We start from the raw sequence: 15,681 nt of genomic DNA on the forward strand, positions 1-15,681 counted from the left end.
ATTTAAATCATATTTTAATTTCTGTAGAAATAATTTTATGCTTAAGTACATCAACAAGTCCAATATCTGTAAGCCCAAGTTCGGGTACAGTAGGCAGTGAAATAAATGACAATGTCATAAAAGGTGCAGCTAGTGTACATCCTATCTCACGGGTAAGATTATTTAAGTTGGTAATCTCATCTATAACTGATGCCGAATCATGAGAACTCATAAGTCCTCCAATAGGGAGGTTCATTTTTCCAATAACTTTTCCTTTCTTTACAAGCACAAAACCGCCCTGAATATTTTTAACTTCATTAACAGCCTGTGATATATTGTAATCATCCGTACCCACACATACTATATTGTGATGATCATGGGATACAGAAGATGCCAATGCTCCATCTTTAATATGAAATCCCTTTACAAATCCAATTCCAATACCTCCAGTTTTCCCATACCTTTCAACCACTGCAAGTTTTAAAATATCTTCCTGTAAATTATTTTTAATTAATCCTTCTTTGATTTCAAGTTCTTCCGTTGTCCATTTATTTATTATCTGATCTTTAATAAGTTCTATTACATTTACTTTAGTTGAATTTTTACTTTTAGATTTTATTTCAAAAGATTTTGGAGTTATTGTTTTATTGAACTTTACAGTATTTTTTATCCAGTGTGGATATTCAGAACTAACTTTTGATGAAGTTAACTTTCCCTGTTCTGCTACAAGTTTTCCTTCAAAAAATACCATACTCGGTTCTATATTATTTAAATCTTCCACTATTAGAATATCTGCCTTTCTTCCAGGGGTAATACTTCCTACTTCATCTTCCAGTCTAAAATGTCTAGCTGCGTTTATAGTAGCCATCTGGATGGCATTTACAGGTGGTACTCCAAGGGAAATAGCTTTATTTACATTGTAATTTATATGCCCTTCACTTTTTATATCACTGGCATGCTTGTCATCAGTGCAAAACATCAAATGCTCATAGGAAAGCTTATTTTCTACAACACCTTTTATAAGCCTCTCAACATTTCTCTCAGAACTTCCCTCTCTTATAAATACGTCCATTCCAAGTCTTATTCTCTCAAGAAGTTCTTCAAAGGACACACATTCATGATCGTCACTCATACCTGATGCAGAATATACATTAAGATCTATTCCAGTTATTCCTATAGCATGCCCGTTAACTATTTTTCTTCTGCTAAGAGCAGCTTCTATTTTCTTCAAGTACTCTTCTTTTTTAAATAATATTTTTGATGGATCAAGTTCTCCAAGGCTGATCGTCTCTTTCCAGTCAAGTGCTTCAATGACTTCATTTAAGCCAACGATTCCACCTGTAGTTTCAAGTCCCGGAGCCGTAGGGACTCTTGATGGAATTTCAATATAAGTTCTGTAAGGTAATTTTTCTATGGAATTTAAAAGTGCCTTGATTCCATCTATTCCACATACATTTGCAATTTCCATAAGGTCTGCACATAAAGTAGTTGTACCTTTAGGGACTATCACATCTGAAAGAGCCTCTGGAGAAAGCAGGGTAGTCTCAATATGTAAATGTGAATCAATAAAACCAGGAACAGCATATTTTCCGCCGCAATCTATAGATTTTTTTGTTTTCATCTGAACTTCCGGGTCAATGGAAACAATTCTATCATCTTCTATATAAATATTTGTATTATATATTTCACCAGAGTATACATTTACCAAATTTACATTTGAAAGTTTTAAATCACATGGTATCTCTCCCAGGCCACTTTGTATAAGATTTTTTATTTTAGAATAAGTTTTCAATTGTTATTCCTCCAATATCCTTCATGAGTCTTCAAAATTTCATCCTTCAATTCATTAAAAGGCCCTATTACATTAATGTCCTTCTGTCCCCTTTCAAATACCTCCCTGCAGGAAAGATCAAAAGTTGGATTCTGCTCATCATTTCCTGTCTGATTTAAAAGTTCTTTTTCCGTAAGTCCATATACTACATTTCCTACATTTCCCCAATAAATAGCTCCCGAACACATTGCACATGGCTCAAATGTAGTATATAGTGTACACTCTTTCAAAAACTCTTTTGTATATTTTTGTGATGCTCTTCTCATAAGCGAAGTTTCAGCATGCCCTGTACAATCCTTCGTTGTTATCTCTATGTTTTCCTGCTCTAGAAGTATATTACCATCTTTATCTACAAGCAGTGCTCCAAAAGGTGTATTTCCATGCTCACGCGAATTCTTGGCAATTTCATTTGCTCTTCTTAAATAATATAGATGCTTGACTCTATCCATTATATTTTTCCTCCACTTTTCCTATAAAATCTTTAAGCAAATTCATTGAAACTTTCTTTCTATAAATGGCTGTAGATCTCTGATCATCTATTGGATTTATAGAATTTCCATAAAGTTGCAGTGCCTCATCTATATTCATTTCCTTTATTTCCTCTTCCGCTTTCTTTACTCTAACTGTAGTAGGGCCAACGGAACCAAAAGCAGCATGAAATTCCTTTATTTTGCCTGTTTTAACATTTGCAAATCCAGCAAAAGATATCTTTGAAATAGCAGCAGCCTTACGGGTTCCAACTTTTTTATAATAGAATAAATTGTATTCTTTTAGCGGAATTTTAATGCAAGTCAATATTTCACCCTTCTTTAGGTCGGTTCTTCCCGGACCTACTACAAAATCTTCTATGGGTATAGTCCTATTTCCAGATTTGCTTTCTATTAAAAGTTTAGCTTCAAGGGCATAGAGCAGTGGAAGAATATCTGCAGCAGGAGATGCATTGCATACATTTCCTCCAAGAGTTCCTGCATTTCTTATGGCAGGAGTAGCTATGTCAGCTATTACTGTTCTAAAACAATCTGGTATAAGTTCGTTTTCTGCTGCCTCAGTATAAGTGCAACCTGCTCCAATATATATATAATTTTCATCACTGTTGATATTCTTTAATTCTCTTATTCCATTTATAAAAACTACATCATTTTCAAATTCAGGTACAATTCCTGGTTCAGTTCTTCGCTTTACCATGGCATCAGTTCCACCAGCTACTATAATTGCATCTTTTACACTGAGTATATCAAATGCTTCCTCAATATTTAGCGGTTTAAAGCTCTCCATATGTCTCTTCCCCTTTCACTTGCCAATTTTATAGCATCAATTATCATATTATATCCTGTACATCTACATATATTGCCTGATATTCCCCTTCTTATATCATCTTCCGTAGGAGTTGAATTTTCATTTAAAAGAGCATAAGATGCCATTATCATTGCAGGTATGCAAAATCCACATTGAACAGCACCTGCCTCTTTAAAACATTGATCCAGCAATTCAAATTCCCTGGTATCCCTTAATCCTTCAATGGTTGTAACTTTGCTTCCTATCACATTGGCTGCAGGAACACAACAGGAATTAATCAATTTACCATCTATTATAACAGCACAGGCACCACATTCTCCCTGGCCACAGCCTTCTTTTACTCCAGTTAGCTTAAAATCATCTCTTAGAACATCTAGCAACCTCTTAACACCTGGAGCCTCAATTTCTACATATTTATTATTCAAATTAAAGCTTATCTTCATTGTTCATTACCTCCATTATAGTTTCAGGTGTTATTGGTATTTCATTCAATGGCTTTCCAATGGCATTTTCAACTGCAATGGCATAGGCTGGTGCCGCCCCGTCAAAAGTCAGTTCTCCGACACTCTTTGCACCAAAAGGTCCATTATAATAAGGTACGTTTACCAATTCACGATGTATTCTGGGAAAATCCATGGCTGTAGGAACAATATAATCTGTAAATGTAGCCTGGCCAAGTTTTCCCTGTTTTGACTTTAAAACTTCCATAGAGGCATAACCAAGCCCTTGAGTTACTCCTCCATCTATCTGTCCTCTGACAATATTGTCATCTATTGCATTACCTACATCATAAACAGTCCATATACCTTTAATTGCTACTTCATAAGTAAGTGGATCCACTTCCACCTCTACTACATTGGCACCCCAGGCATAGGTGTTATATGCATCACCTATAAACTTGTCTGCATCCCAGACTACTTCTTCTGGATGTCTATATCTAGTTATAACTTCAAATTCATCTTTTGCACTCCATTGATCCTTTATCTTCTGAGATGCCTCCTGTATTAGCTTTCCAACTATAAGAATGCTCCTTGAAGCTACCGTTGGTCCTGAATTTGGTACTTTATCCGTATCAGGATTGTTATATATTATTCTTTCTATTGGTATACCAATAGTTTTTGAAGCTATCTTTCTGAAAGTAGTTGCAAGTCCCTGTCCCATTTCCACATTTGATACAAGTATCTCCACAGTATTGTCCTTGTTTTTTTTCATCTTTAACCTGGTTTTTATAATATCCCTTTCACCATTTCCCGTAAAACCACCGCCATGAAAAAATACAGACATTCCTATACCTTTTAATTTATTTTCTGACATGTAATCCTTGTACTTTCTCTTGTAATCAGACATTTCCTGTACTTTGTCCGTAATTTTATCCAATAATATATCTTCTTTAAATGTTCCTCCTGTAGGGGATTTTTTGCCTTTTTTTACATAATTCATCCTTCTGAATTTCAGTGGATCTATATTGAGTTTATTCGCCATATATTCCATAAATAACTCAACTGCAAATAATGATTGTGGAGCACCAAATCCTCTATAGGCACCACATACAACTTTGTTTGTTTTAAGAGCTGTGCCCTTGGCTTTGACATTTGCTACATCGTACACTCCACATACTGCAAAAAGAGCTCTTTGAAGTACTATATTTGAAAGACCCGAGTAAGCTCCTCCGTCTAATCTTACATTGGCATCCATTCCAATTATCTTATAAGCTTTGTCCACATAACTTTTTAATCTGACTTTAGATGGATGCCTTTTAGTAGTGGACATTATATCCTCATTTCTCTCAAATACAAGTTTTACAGGTTTTTTAACCTTATAAGCTGCTACTGCAATCTGACATCCTAAAAGTGATGGATAATCTTCCTTTCCTCCAAATCCTCCACCTGTAGTGGTCTGTCTTATCTGAACTCTATCATAATCAAGCTCCATCGCCTGAACAACTGCATCTTTTACATAGTATGGACACTGCATGGAACCATCAATGGTAATTTTTCCATTATTATAAATTCCAACAATACCTTGGGGCTCCATATATACATGTTCCTGATAACCTGTAGTATATTCATTTTCAAATACATAAGCAGCATTTTTAGATGCGGTTTCCATATCACCTTTGGAATATTTGTATTCTATGAATTTATCATCTTTTTGTGAGGCATCATCTATAGTAAAAACCCCAGGTATATCTTCGTATTTAACATTTATTTTAGACATGATATCCATTATCACTTTTTTATCTGGTCCTACTACAAGAAGTATACCTTCTCCAATATAGTTTACTTCATTTTCTGCAAAAATCGGCCAGTCATCAAACATTATTTTTACTACATTTTTCCCAGGCACATCATCTTTACCTACAATAAAATATCCTTCTGGAATATCAGGCAAGTCTATAGAAAGTATTTTCGCCCTTGCTCTTTCAGATCTAAGTGTTTTAGCATATAATACATCTTCATATTCTATATCAGAAAGATATCTGGCTTTTCCAGATATTTTTTCCTCTGCATCAAGTCTTATTACAGAATCACTTATATTATTTTCCATAATGAATAGCTCCCTTCTTTCAACTGTGAACTGTCAATTTTGAGTTGTCAATCGTCTATACTGTTCCATAGTATCAACATCTAAAATTATGCCTCTATCTTCAACCTCAACCGGTATAAATCCTTTTGAATTTATAAAATCTCTCAAATTGTCATAGGAATTATCATATAGCAGCTGTTTTCCAATTGTCGTTTCCATAAATACAGGATGACCCTTTTTCTTTTTAAATGTGGGTATTACAATATCCTCTGATCTATTCAATAAAGTATTATACGTACTTTTATCTATCAGAGGATAATCTCCAGGTGTCAGAAAGAATTTGTCTCCTTCAAGTTTAGTTATACCTGTTTTTACAGAAGAATACATGCCCTGTTTATAATTGGAATTATATATTATCTTAACTTTATCATAATCTTTTAATATTCTCTGTATAATTTGTATCTTGTGTCCACCTATAACATATACTTTATTACAATATTGCATCATGTTCTCTACGCAATTTTCAATAATGGTTTTTCCTCTAAATGGAAGGGCCATTTTAAAAGTTTTTGCTCTTGAAGACAGCCCTGCTGCTAAAACAATGCCCTCAACCATCATAGTTTTATAGCACCGAATTTGCATTTTGTAGTACAAAGTCCACATCCAAAGCATTTTGATCTATCTATAAATGCCTTCTTGTCTGCAATTGATATAGCATCATACATACAGCTTGTCTTGCAGTTTCCACATCCTATACATTTATCTTGAATTACTGACGGAAATACAGTTTTATAAAGTTCAGACTCTCTTTTTTTCATTTTCCCTATAGTAATCCCCCTTATTTCATCAAGGGAATTATATCCATGTAAATCAAGCCATTCATCTATTTCCCGAGCAATTTTACCAAAAGCATCATGTCCATGTATTATAGCTTCTGTACAGACCTGAACGGCAGATGCTCCTGCCATTATCATCTCTATGGCATCTTTTCCCGAGCTAACTCCTCCAACACCAAATACTGGAATGGAAACTGCTTTGCATATTTCATATACATGTCTAAGTGCTATGGGCTTTATAGCTGAACCTGTCATCCAGCCATAGCCCAGTTGGCTTCCCATTCTTGGAAGTCCTGTTTCTACATCTATGCTGAGACATGGTCCCACAGAGTTAATAGCTACGATGCCATCTGCTCCTTCACTTTCAAGCATTGATGCAAACTTTCCTACATCGGCTACCCCAGGACTTATCTTCATAAAAACAGGCTTGTCCGTATGAGCTTTTGCAGCTTCAAGTGGGCCGGTAACTGCGCGTATATCTCTTCCTACATAGTGAGCTGATATTTCATATGCATCTGCAAATTTATCCACTCTTGGAACAAGGTTTGCAATTTCATCTTCTTTGTATCCAAGCCCTACTATTATAGGTACGCCGCTCTTCCTTGAATTTTCATATTCATGTTCAATCCAATGTTCTGGAGTCAATTCAGACCACAATTCTGTGTTTAAAAATTTTTCACCAAAAGTTGCCATACATGGTTTTGGTATTTTTGCAGCCTTTGTAGATATAGTTTTGCTTACAACCCCACCTACTCCTCCTTGGGCACATTTTATTATCATTTCTGCATCTCTTGTAGGTGGACCTGCTGCTGCAATTACAGGATTTTTAAACTCTATTCCACATATATTAACACTTGTTTTTGCCATACTAAATCACTCCTTAAATTCTTTTCCACAACTTTTCAGATAAACTACGTGCTTTTGTCATAATCTTATCTTCATCTATGTTCTTCAATTTTCTATTTTCCATTATTATCTTTCCATTTATAATAGTAGATACTACATTGGAGGCACCCATCCCAAACACCAGATGACCTAATATATTATCTCCTGATACAGGTGTATAATCTTTGTAATCCACTATTATCACATCTCCAAAACATCCCTTTTCTATAGCACCTGCAGGCTTTCCAAAAAGTCTGTTTATTATTTCACCATTATTGTAAAATGCCATTTTTTCAATAGAATCCAATCCCATTGCCGAAGGATCTTTTTTTATCATCTTATGGACTACATAAGCAGTTTGGATTTCTCTAAACATGTCTGTAGTAAATCCATCTGTACCAAATCCTACAAGTACTCCTCTATCAAGCATGTAACTTACATCTGGAAGTCCTACTGCATTATTCATATTGGATTCAGGATTGTGAACCACCATAGTATCACTATTCTTTAATATTTCAATATCATCCTTATCTATATTTACTCCATGAACGGCTATGGTTTTTTCTCCTAAAACCCCAAGATCATAGAGTCTTTTAACTACACTTTTCCTATATCTGTATTGATTTATATCTTCATCTGCCATACCTTCAGATACATGAATATGAAATCCACATCCAAGCTCCCTCTGCATTTCAACTGCCCTTTTAAAAGTTTCATCAGAAACTGTAAAAGCTGCATGGACTCCAAAAGATCCGGTTATCAGACTATTTTTATTTTCTCTGCATTTTTTTATAAAATCATAGTTCTCCTTAAGTCCTTCTTCTGCTATTTCCATTCCATCTCTTTCAGACACTTCATAGCAGTAATTTCCTCTTACTCCAATACTTTTAAAAGCTCTGCTCAATTCATTCAAGCTGCCCGTACAGGCATAGGGACTGCAGTGATGATCTACAATAGATGTAGTTCCATGTTTAACTGCTTCAATAGCTGATACAAGTCCACTGTAGTATATATCTTCCATGGACAATTTTTTATCCAATCTCCACCAGAGATTTTGAAGTATTTGAAGAAAATTTTTTGATGGATCTCCTCCAATATTCATTCCACGTGAAAAAGCACTATAGGTATGAAAATGGGAACACACCATTCCGGGCATTATGTAATTTCCTGCAGCATCAATTTGTTCTTCATGCTCATATTTATGTTCAAGTTGTTGGCTTGGTCCAACTTCTTCTATTATTCCATTTTTTATATATACTGCACCATTTTTTACTATGGTGTTGTGTTTGTCAAATTTAAGTACAGTTCCATTTTTTACAAGCACTTTTTATCACCCCTTTTTTCAAAAGTCTAAAGTTCAAATATCAAAGTCCAATTTTTGCTATCTGATATTTGTTCTTTGAACTCTAAACTTTACTTACACTTCTTCTAATAAATTTTCCTCTGCCTTTTTTGCCTTTGAATTGTCCATTTTCTACTATGACTTCTCCTCTTGACATGGTTATTACAGGATAACCTTGAAGTTCAAAGTTCTCATAACATGTATAATCCACATTTTCATGAAGCATATCATTTTTTATAGTCATATTCTTCTTTGGATCTATAATGACTATATCAGCATCTGAGCCTATTTTTATATCTCCTTTTTTAGGATAAAGCCCAAATATTTTTGCAGGTTTTGTACTTGTTATATCAACAAATTTATTAATACTTATCCTCTTCTTCATAACCCCTTCTGAAAAAAGTAGTGGTAATCTGGTTTCAATTCCAGGTGCTCCATTTGGGCATTTACTAAAGTCACCTATTCCATATTGTTTTTCTTTATTGAAATTAAAAGGACAATGATCTGTAGCAACTACATCCAATGTACCATTTTCAATGTATTTCCAAAGAATATCCTGATTGAATTTCTTTCTAAGAGGTGGACTCATTATGTATTTAAGTCCTTCATTATCAGGTTTGTTATAAAGAGTTTCATCCAGGAAAAGATATTGTGGACATGTTTCTCCAAATACATTCCTTTTGTTTTTCTTTGCATTTTCTATTAATTTGGCAGCCTTTGCTGTAGAATCATGAACTATATAAAGTGGTGCATTTCCTGCAAGAGATGCCAGTGTAATCATTCTATTCACTGCTTCCTCTTCTGCCTCTTCAGGCCTGCTAAGTGCATGATATATAGGTGATTTCATTTCTCTGCTCAAATAGAAATTTCTAAAATAATTCAATATTCCATCATTTTCACAGTGAACGGCAGTAACTGCACCAAGTTCTCCCAATCTCTTCATTGTCCTTAAAATGTCCTGATCCTCAAGTTTGAAATCATATGTAAGGTATATTTTAAAACTGGTTACTCCTTCTTTCTCAACTATATATTTCATTTCATTGATTATATGATCATCTACATGCTGTATGACTCCATGAAATCCATAGTCGACTACTGCCTTATTATCTGCATATCCATGATATACATCAATTTGATGTTTTAAACTGCAGCCTTGAGGCCCAAAACCAATATGATCTACAATGGATGTAGTTCCGCCAAAGGCCGCAGCCACCGTACCCGTATAAAAATCATCTACGGCAACTGCACTTCCTGTATGAAGATTCAGGTGGGTATGCACATCTACACCACCTGGAACTACATACATATTTGAAGCATCAATTATATTGTCTGAATCTCTTTGTATATTTTCTCCTATATCTACAATTATTCCATCTTCGATATATATGTCACCTTTCAACAACTTCTCAGAAGTCGCTATATTACCATTTTTTATTATGGTTGACATTAGGAAAGCACCTCTTTGACAATTGTATAATATCCTTCCACAGCCTTTGTAAGTTGCGATATTTCAATATATTCATTTACTGTATGAGCCAGGTTTTCCTTGGATGGTCCAAAACCTATGGTCTTTATTCCCGCCTCACCTGCATAGTGACTTCCGTTTGTGCAGAAAGAATAATGAGTTATTTCCGGATCTATTCCAGCCTTTTTAAGGCCATTGTATGCTTTTTCAACAAATTCATCTTTTCTATCATACAACCATCCAGGGAAAAATCTTTCTCCTTCGATTTCATTACCTGTATAGCATCTTTCTTTTCCCTTCGAGAAACTTACTTTAGCTTTAAATTCGGCATCTTCGCCTTCAAGTTTTTTAATAATATCCTGTATAGGCTTTAAAACACTTTCTCTTGTTTCTCCTACCAGAAGTCTTCTGTCAAAAGTTGCCCTGCAGTAATCTGGAACTACGGATGCTCCTGGATATGGGGATGATTTTATATCTGTAAGTTCAAGTATTCCATCTCCAAGGAAAGGATGAGTGCTGAGTTTAAGTTTTCGTATAGCTTCTATTAGTTTATTCATTTTATAAACTGCATTTATTCCATTTTCAGGATTTGCTGAATGAGCAGGTTTTCCAAAAGTTTCAACTAAGATTTCCGCTCTTCCTCTCTGACCTATTTTCAAATTACAGTTTGATGCTTCTCCTATTACTACATAATCAGGTTTTACTCTTGCACTTATCTTTCTTGAAGCAACCCCTTCGAAACACTCTTCATGAACAACTCCTGCAATGTATATATCACCTTTAAACTTTCTTTTAATATCTTTTGCAAAATAAGAAACTGCACATATCATGGCACAAAGTGCACCTTTCATGTCAGAAGTTCCCCTTCCATACATCTTTCCTTCATGGATTTCAGCAGCAAAAGGAGGGTATTTCCATTCACTTTTATCAATTACAGGTACAGTATCCATATGACCGTCAAACAATATGGATTTTCCACTTTCTTCGCCTTTTATATGTCCTATTATATTTCCATAATCATCTATAAAAAAATCATCGAAGCCCATGTTGTTAAATGCACTTTTTATAACATCTACAACTCCATTTTCTTCTCCTGAATAACTTCTGGTGCTTATAAGCTTTCTGCACAATTCTACTGTTTCATTTTTTCTTTCTTCCGATAACATCTTTATGCCCCCTGAAATATTAAATTCTTATTACGCTTCCGCTTAAATCTTTGCTTCTTTTTCCATTGTCAAGTACAACATTTCCATTTATAATTACCGTATCTATTCCTTCTGGATACTGTTCAGGATCAATAAATGTACTCTTGTCAATTACAGTATCTGGTGAAAATATTACAACATCGGCCTTTTTGCCAACCTGTAGAACTCCTCTGTCCTTTATATTGAATGTCTTTGCAGCTTTGTAAGTCATCTTGTATATTGCATCTTCAAGCGTAAGCACTTTCTTCTCTCTTACATATCTTCCAAGTATTCTTGGAAAGGTTCCATAAACTCTTGGATGTGGCTTCCCTGCAAGTAGACCATCAGTGCACACATTCTGTTCTCTTCTCTTTAGAAATTTTATTACATGTTCTTCTGTTCCGTAATAATCGTACATACCTACTGCATTTTCCTCTTCATACAATAGATCAAAAGTAGCATTATATGGATCTTTGTTTCTCATATCTGCAATTTCCACAAGATTTTTTCCTATGCAATCCTTGTTCTTGTCTGTCTTTACACTAGTAACATATATATTCTCAAAGCCAGCAAAATCTATGAAATTATCCCATCCTGGAATTCCATTTTTTATATCATCAATCATTTTCTTTCTAAGATCATTATCTTCCAATCTTTTAAGTAATTTATCAGTTCCACCATCGTGAACCCATCCAGGAAGAACCACTCCAAGCATTGTACTTCCTGCAGAATATGGATACTGATCATAAGATACCCTTAATCCTTCTTTTTCAGCTTCATCTAGAAGTTCCGCCATCTTGTCAACCTTATCCCAATTTTTCTTTCCACATACTTTGAAGTGGGAAAAATGAATCTTGACTCCACTTTCCCGTCCAATTTTTATTATTTCCTTCATGGAATTTACTATATCATCAGCTTCACTTCTCTGATGAACTACAAATATCTTGTCCTGCTCTGCTGCAACCTTGCAAATCTCTATTAATTCATTTACTTCACTGTATGCACATGGCATATATATAAGTCCCGAGGAAATACCTATAGCTCCTGCCTTCAATTCTCTTTCGGTTATGTCTTTCATCTTTTGAATATCTTCCCTGGTCAATGGCCTATTTTCAAGACCTACAGCTTCCATTCTTATATTTCCATGTGGAACAAGATAAGATACATTTGTTGCAGTTTTATTTTTTTCAAGAAGTTTCAAATATCCTTTGGTATCTTTCCAATCCCATTTAAGCTTGGTACTGTCGCCATCAAGTCCGGCTATATTTTTTCTCCATGGACTTATGTATTTTTCAGGTATAGGTGCTGTAGACACTCCATCCTGTCCCAGTACCTCAGTAGTTATACCCTGTCTAACTTTTGGTTCCACATATGGGTCAAGAAGTATCTGTACGTCTGAATGACTGTGAGTATCTATAAAACCAGGACATACAACTTTTCCATTTGCATCTATTACAGTATCAAATTTGCCTCCTATATTCTTTCCTATGCAACTTATAATTTCATTTTTAATTACAATGTCCGCTTTATATTGTGATGAACCTGTTCCATCTACAATAATCCCATTTTTTATAAGTACACTACTCATAGCTTGGACATCTCCCATCCCATACTACTTCTCTATATCCATCTGGATATGTATCTCCTTCAGTACTTATGATCAAGACTTTCGAGTTGCTGTCAAGCTTTAATTTTTCTTTGACATCCTTGAACTTTTCTCTTTGGAGTATAAGACTTAAAAGTCCCATTCCAACTGCTCCTGATTCACCTGATATTACCTGATCATCGCCTGGTAATGGATTTCCAAGTATCCTCATACCTCTTGCAGATACATAATCTCCACAGGAAACATATGCATTTGCATAGTCTCTGAGTATTTTCCATGAAATAGTATTGGGTTCGCCGCATGCAAGTCCTGCCATAATGGTTTCCATATCCCCTGTTACAGGATGAATTTTACCATCTCCGCTTGATGCTGATTTAAAAATGCATGCTGCTGTATTTGGCTCTACTATAATAGATATAGGTCTGTCTTCTCTGTAAAGATTAGTAAAGTATCCAAGTATTGATCCTGCAAAAGATCCAACTCCTGCCTGAAGAAATACATGAGTTGGCTTTTCAGCTCCCATATCTTGAAGCTGCGAAATTACCTCATCAGTTATAGTAGTATATCCCTGCATGATCCATGTGGGAATATGTTCATATCCATCCCATGCAGTATCCTGAACCATGATTCCACCTATCTTGTCTGCTACACTTTTGGCATATCTTACAGCATCATCATAATTCATATCTGTTATACTTGCTTCTGCGCCTTCTCTTCTTATATTTTCAAGTCTGTCTTTGGCAGATCCCTTAGGCATATATACTATGGATTTGTATCCAAAATTTTTAGCTGCCCACGCTACTCCTCTACCATGATTTCCATCAGTTGCAGTTACAAAAGTTATGTCTCCTATTTTATCTTTTATTTCTTTTGATTTAAGCATTTCAAAACTTGCATCTTCTATATCAATACCAAGTTTTTCACAAATACAATTGCTAACTGCATAAGCGCCTCCCAATGATTTAAAAGCATTTAAGCCAAATCTTTTTGATTCATCCTTAATATAAATTTTATCTATTCCAAGATATTTTGCTAAATTATTCAAACTGTGAAGTGGTGTAGCTTTGTAATTTGGAAATGTTTCAAAGAATTTTCTTACAGTACCTATAGATTCTTTAGACAAGAAATCCGTATTGCTTATATCTGATATTTTATCTCCTGAATTGGAATTATACTTAAATTTTATTTCACTTAACATAATCATCAAATCCTTTCTTTCTATTTAATTTTTCTTTCAAATACTCCAGATTTTCCTCCACTTTTTTTCATGAGCATTATATCTTTGACAACCATCCCCCTGTCAATAGCTTTGCACATGTCATATATAGTTAGAGCTGCAGCTGAGACTGCAGTTAATGCTTCCATTTCAACACCTGTCTGCCCTGTATTTTTCACTGTGGATTTTATTTTAATTGAGTTGTCATCAAAATTCATGGAGAATTCTATATCACAACCGGAAATAAAAATTGGATGGCACATAGGTATTATATTGGATGTATTTTTTGCAGCCATTATACCAGCTACTTGTGCTACAGCCAATACATCTCCTTTTTTTATACTTCCATCTTTTATTCTATTCAAAGTTTCACTTTTCATGAATACGTGCCCTACTGCTGCAGCACTTCTTTCAGTTTCATCCTTAGAACTTACATCAACCATTTTAGCTCTTCCCTGATCATTTATATGAGTTAAATTCAATTGAATCACCTTCCTTTACAGTAAGTACAGTTTGGATAATGACATTCACTGCATGACCTGCACAATCCTCCAAGTGACAATTTTATAAAGAAATCCCCGTCAGGTTTTTCATTACACAACAACATAGGTAATACTTTGTCAAACAAAGTTATTTTGTTGTATATTGCAGCTGTTGGTATACCTACTATAGGAATTTTATTTCTATATGCAAGCATAAACATATTTCCCGGTTGAACTGGAGCCCCATGTGTAATGACTTCATTGGAAGCTCTAATTATAGAAGTTGGAGTCAAATCATCTTCATCTACAGACATTCCACCTGTACAAATAACTATATCCGCTCCTTGTTCAACAGATCTGATAATTTGATTTTCAATTAATTTATCATCATCAGGAAGCTTTAAAGTTCTAATTATACTGCTCCCGTAATATTCAATTTTAGGTTTCAGTGTATCATAAAATGCATCTTCAACAAGTCCTTTAAATATTTCATTTCCAGTAATAATAAGATGTATTTTTTTCTTTAAAAATGGCTTTACAGAAAATAACTTTCCAAAGCTGCATATACCTTCAAGTTTTTTTATGTTTATCTTTTTAGTAAACATTGGTATTATTCTACATGATGCAATTTTTTCACCTTCTGAAACTATTATATTATCATATACAGTAGTTATTGATATATCTTCAATTCTATTTAGTTCATATAATTTTTCCCTGTCTATCTTAATAAGTCCAGATCTTTTGGAGTGTATATTAAGCTTTCCCTCTTTGATATCACTAAAATCAAATTCTCTACTATTGCATATGGCATTTCCAATCCTTAGGGCACTATCATCCTCATGTATAAAACCTGGTTTGTCTTCATATACATATATATTTTCCTTGCCCATCTTTTCAAGTATGCTTAAATCGTCTTCCGTTATTATATGACCCTTTTTAAAAGCAACACCTTTAGACTTGCCAGGTATAATTCTAGTCATATCGTGACATATAGACATTCCTACAGCATCCTTCGCTTTTATCTTTTTCATAA

At 34.6% G+C, this 15,681-nt stretch carries 14 protein-coding genes; all 14 read right to left on the reverse strand.

From position 1 onward, the window contains the following. Positions 1 to 7 precede the first annotated feature (7 nt). The 14 genes from ade to J418_RS0103420 all read right to left on the reverse strand — a co-directional run bounded on the left by ade (position 8) and on the right by J418_RS0103420 (position 15,679). Positions 8 to 1,771 carry an adenine deaminase gene (gene ade, locus J418_RS0103355; RefSeq protein ID WP_017894788.1) on the reverse strand — a complete coding sequence of 588 codons (1,764 nt, stop codon included), beginning with the start codon at positions 1,769 to 1,771 and terminating at the stop codon, positions 8 to 10. Further along, positions 1,768 to 2,259 carry a nucleoside deaminase gene (locus J418_RS0103360; RefSeq protein ID WP_017753082.1) on the reverse strand — a complete coding sequence of 164 codons (492 nt, stop codon included), beginning with the start codon at positions 2,257 to 2,259 and terminating at the stop codon, positions 1,768 to 1,770. Before J418_RS0103360 ends, ade begins: the two co-directional genes overlap by 4 nt. Beyond that, a complete protein-coding gene (locus J418_RS0103365) occupies positions 2,252 to 3,085 on the reverse strand; it encodes an FAD binding domain-containing protein (RefSeq protein ID WP_017894789.1) in 834 nt (277 codons plus the stop codon). Before J418_RS0103365 ends, J418_RS0103360 begins: the two co-directional genes overlap by 8 nt. Then, the gene (locus J418_RS0103370) at positions 3,064 to 3,549 is read right to left on the reverse strand and encodes a (2Fe-2S)-binding protein (RefSeq protein ID WP_017894790.1); all 486 of its coding nucleotides are present in this window, start codon (positions 3,547 to 3,549) and stop codon (positions 3,064 to 3,066) included. The genes J418_RS0103365 and J418_RS0103370 overlap by 22 nt, the downstream gene beginning before the upstream one ends. Then, the gene (locus J418_RS0103375) at positions 3,533 to 5,653 is read right to left on the reverse strand and encodes a xanthine dehydrogenase family protein molybdopterin-binding subunit (protein WP_017753085.1); all 2,121 of its coding nucleotides are present in this window, start codon (positions 5,651 to 5,653) and stop codon (positions 3,533 to 3,535) included. Before J418_RS0103375 ends, J418_RS0103370 begins: the two co-directional genes overlap by 17 nt. A gap of 33 nt (positions 5,654 to 5,686) precedes the next feature. Then, positions 5,687 to 6,250: a nucleotidyltransferase family protein gene (locus J418_RS0103380; protein WP_017753086.1), complete on the reverse strand. Its 564-nt coding sequence runs from the start codon at positions 6,248 to 6,250 to the stop codon at positions 5,687 to 5,689. After that, positions 6,247 to 7,335, reverse strand: a complete 1,089-nt coding sequence (locus J418_RS0103385; protein WP_017894791.1) for a 4Fe-4S binding protein — start codon at positions 7,333 to 7,335, stop codon at positions 6,247 to 6,249. The genes J418_RS0103380 and J418_RS0103385 overlap by 4 nt, the downstream gene beginning before the upstream one ends. A gap of 13 nt (positions 7,336 to 7,348) precedes the next feature. Beyond that, entirely contained in the window at positions 7,349 to 8,677 is a 1,329-nt protein-coding gene (gene ssnA / locus J418_RS0103390) for a putative aminohydrolase SsnA (protein WP_017894792.1), read from the reverse strand. 82 nt (positions 8,678 to 8,759) lie between these two features. After that, a complete protein-coding gene (hydA, locus tag J418_RS0103395; protein WP_017753089.1) occupies positions 8,760 to 10,142 on the reverse strand; it encodes a dihydropyrimidinase in 1,383 nt (460 codons plus the stop codon). Continuing rightward, positions 10,142 to 11,326 (reverse strand): YgeY family selenium metabolism-linked hydrolase, encoded by a 1,185-nt coding sequence (locus J418_RS0103400; RefSeq protein ID WP_017894793.1) that lies wholly within the window; start codon positions 11,324 to 11,326, stop codon positions 10,142 to 10,144. Before J418_RS0103400 ends, hydA begins: the two co-directional genes overlap by 1 nt. A gap of 19 nt (positions 11,327 to 11,345) precedes the next feature. After that, entirely contained in the window at positions 11,346 to 12,932 is a 1,587-nt protein-coding gene (locus tag J418_RS0103405; RefSeq protein WP_017894794.1) for an N-acyl-D-amino-acid deacylase family protein, read from the reverse strand. Then, the gene (gene dpaL / locus J418_RS0103410; protein WP_017894795.1) at positions 12,925 to 14,148 is read right to left on the reverse strand and encodes a diaminopropionate ammonia-lyase; all 1,224 of its coding nucleotides are present in this window, start codon (positions 14,146 to 14,148) and stop codon (positions 12,925 to 12,927) included. Before dpaL ends, J418_RS0103405 begins: the two co-directional genes overlap by 8 nt. A gap of 20 nt (positions 14,149 to 14,168) precedes the next feature. Next, positions 14,169 to 14,648 (reverse strand): cyclic pyranopterin monophosphate synthase MoaC, encoded by a 480-nt coding sequence (gene moaC / locus J418_RS0103415; protein WP_017753093.1) that lies wholly within the window; start codon positions 14,646 to 14,648, stop codon positions 14,169 to 14,171. Positions 14,649 to 14,653: 5 nt separating this feature from the next. Beyond that, a complete protein-coding gene (locus tag J418_RS0103420; protein ID WP_017753094.1) occupies positions 14,654 to 15,679 on the reverse strand; it encodes a molybdopterin-binding protein in 1,026 nt (341 codons plus the stop codon). Between the last annotated feature and the right edge of the window lie 2 nt (positions 15,680 to 15,681).

Source organism: Clostridium tyrobutyricum DSM 2637 = ATCC 25755 = JCM 11008, from assembly GCF_000359585.1.
GTDB lineage: Bacteria > Bacillota > Clostridia > Clostridiales > Clostridiaceae > Clostridium_B > Clostridium_B tyrobutyricum.

Coding starts and splice junctions, on each gene's coding strand:
- J418_RS0103360 (WP_017753082.1), bottom strand. CDS start 2,259: ATGGATAGAGTCAAGCATCTATATTATTTAAGAAGAGCAAATGAAATT.
- J418_RS0103365 (WP_017894789.1), bottom strand. CDS start 3,085: ATGGAGAGCTTTAAACCGCTAAATATTGAGGAAGCATTTGATATACTC.
- J418_RS0103370 (WP_017894790.1), bottom strand. CDS start 3,549: ATGAAGATAAGCTTTAATTTGAATAATAAATATGTAGAAATTGAGGCT.
- J418_RS0103375 (WP_017753085.1), bottom strand. CDS start 5,653: ATGGAAAATAATATAAGTGATTCTGTAATAAGACTTGATGCAGAGGAA.
- J418_RS0103380 (WP_017753086.1), bottom strand. CDS start 6,250: ATGATGGTTGAGGGCATTGTTTTAGCAGCAGGGCTGTCTTCAAGAGCA.
- J418_RS0103385 (WP_017894791.1), bottom strand. CDS start 7,335: ATGGCAAAAACAAGTGTTAATATATGTGGAATAGAGTTTAAAAATCCT.
- hydA (WP_017753089.1), bottom strand. CDS start 10,142: ATGTCAACCATAATAAAAAATGGTAATATAGCGACTTCTGAGAAGTTG.
- J418_RS0103400 (WP_017894793.1), bottom strand. CDS start 11,326: ATGTTATCGGAAGAAAGAAAAAATGAAACAGTAGAATTGTGCAGAAAG.
- J418_RS0103405 (WP_017894794.1), bottom strand. CDS start 12,932: ATGAGTAGTGTACTTATAAAAAATGGGATTATTGTAGATGGAACAGGT.
- dpaL (WP_017894795.1), bottom strand. CDS start 14,148: ATGTTAAGTGAAATAAAATTTAAGTATAATTCCAATTCAGGAGATAAA.
- J418_RS0103420 (WP_017753094.1), bottom strand. CDS start 15,679: ATGAAAAAGATAAAAGCGAAGGATGCTGTAGGAATGTCTATATGTCAC.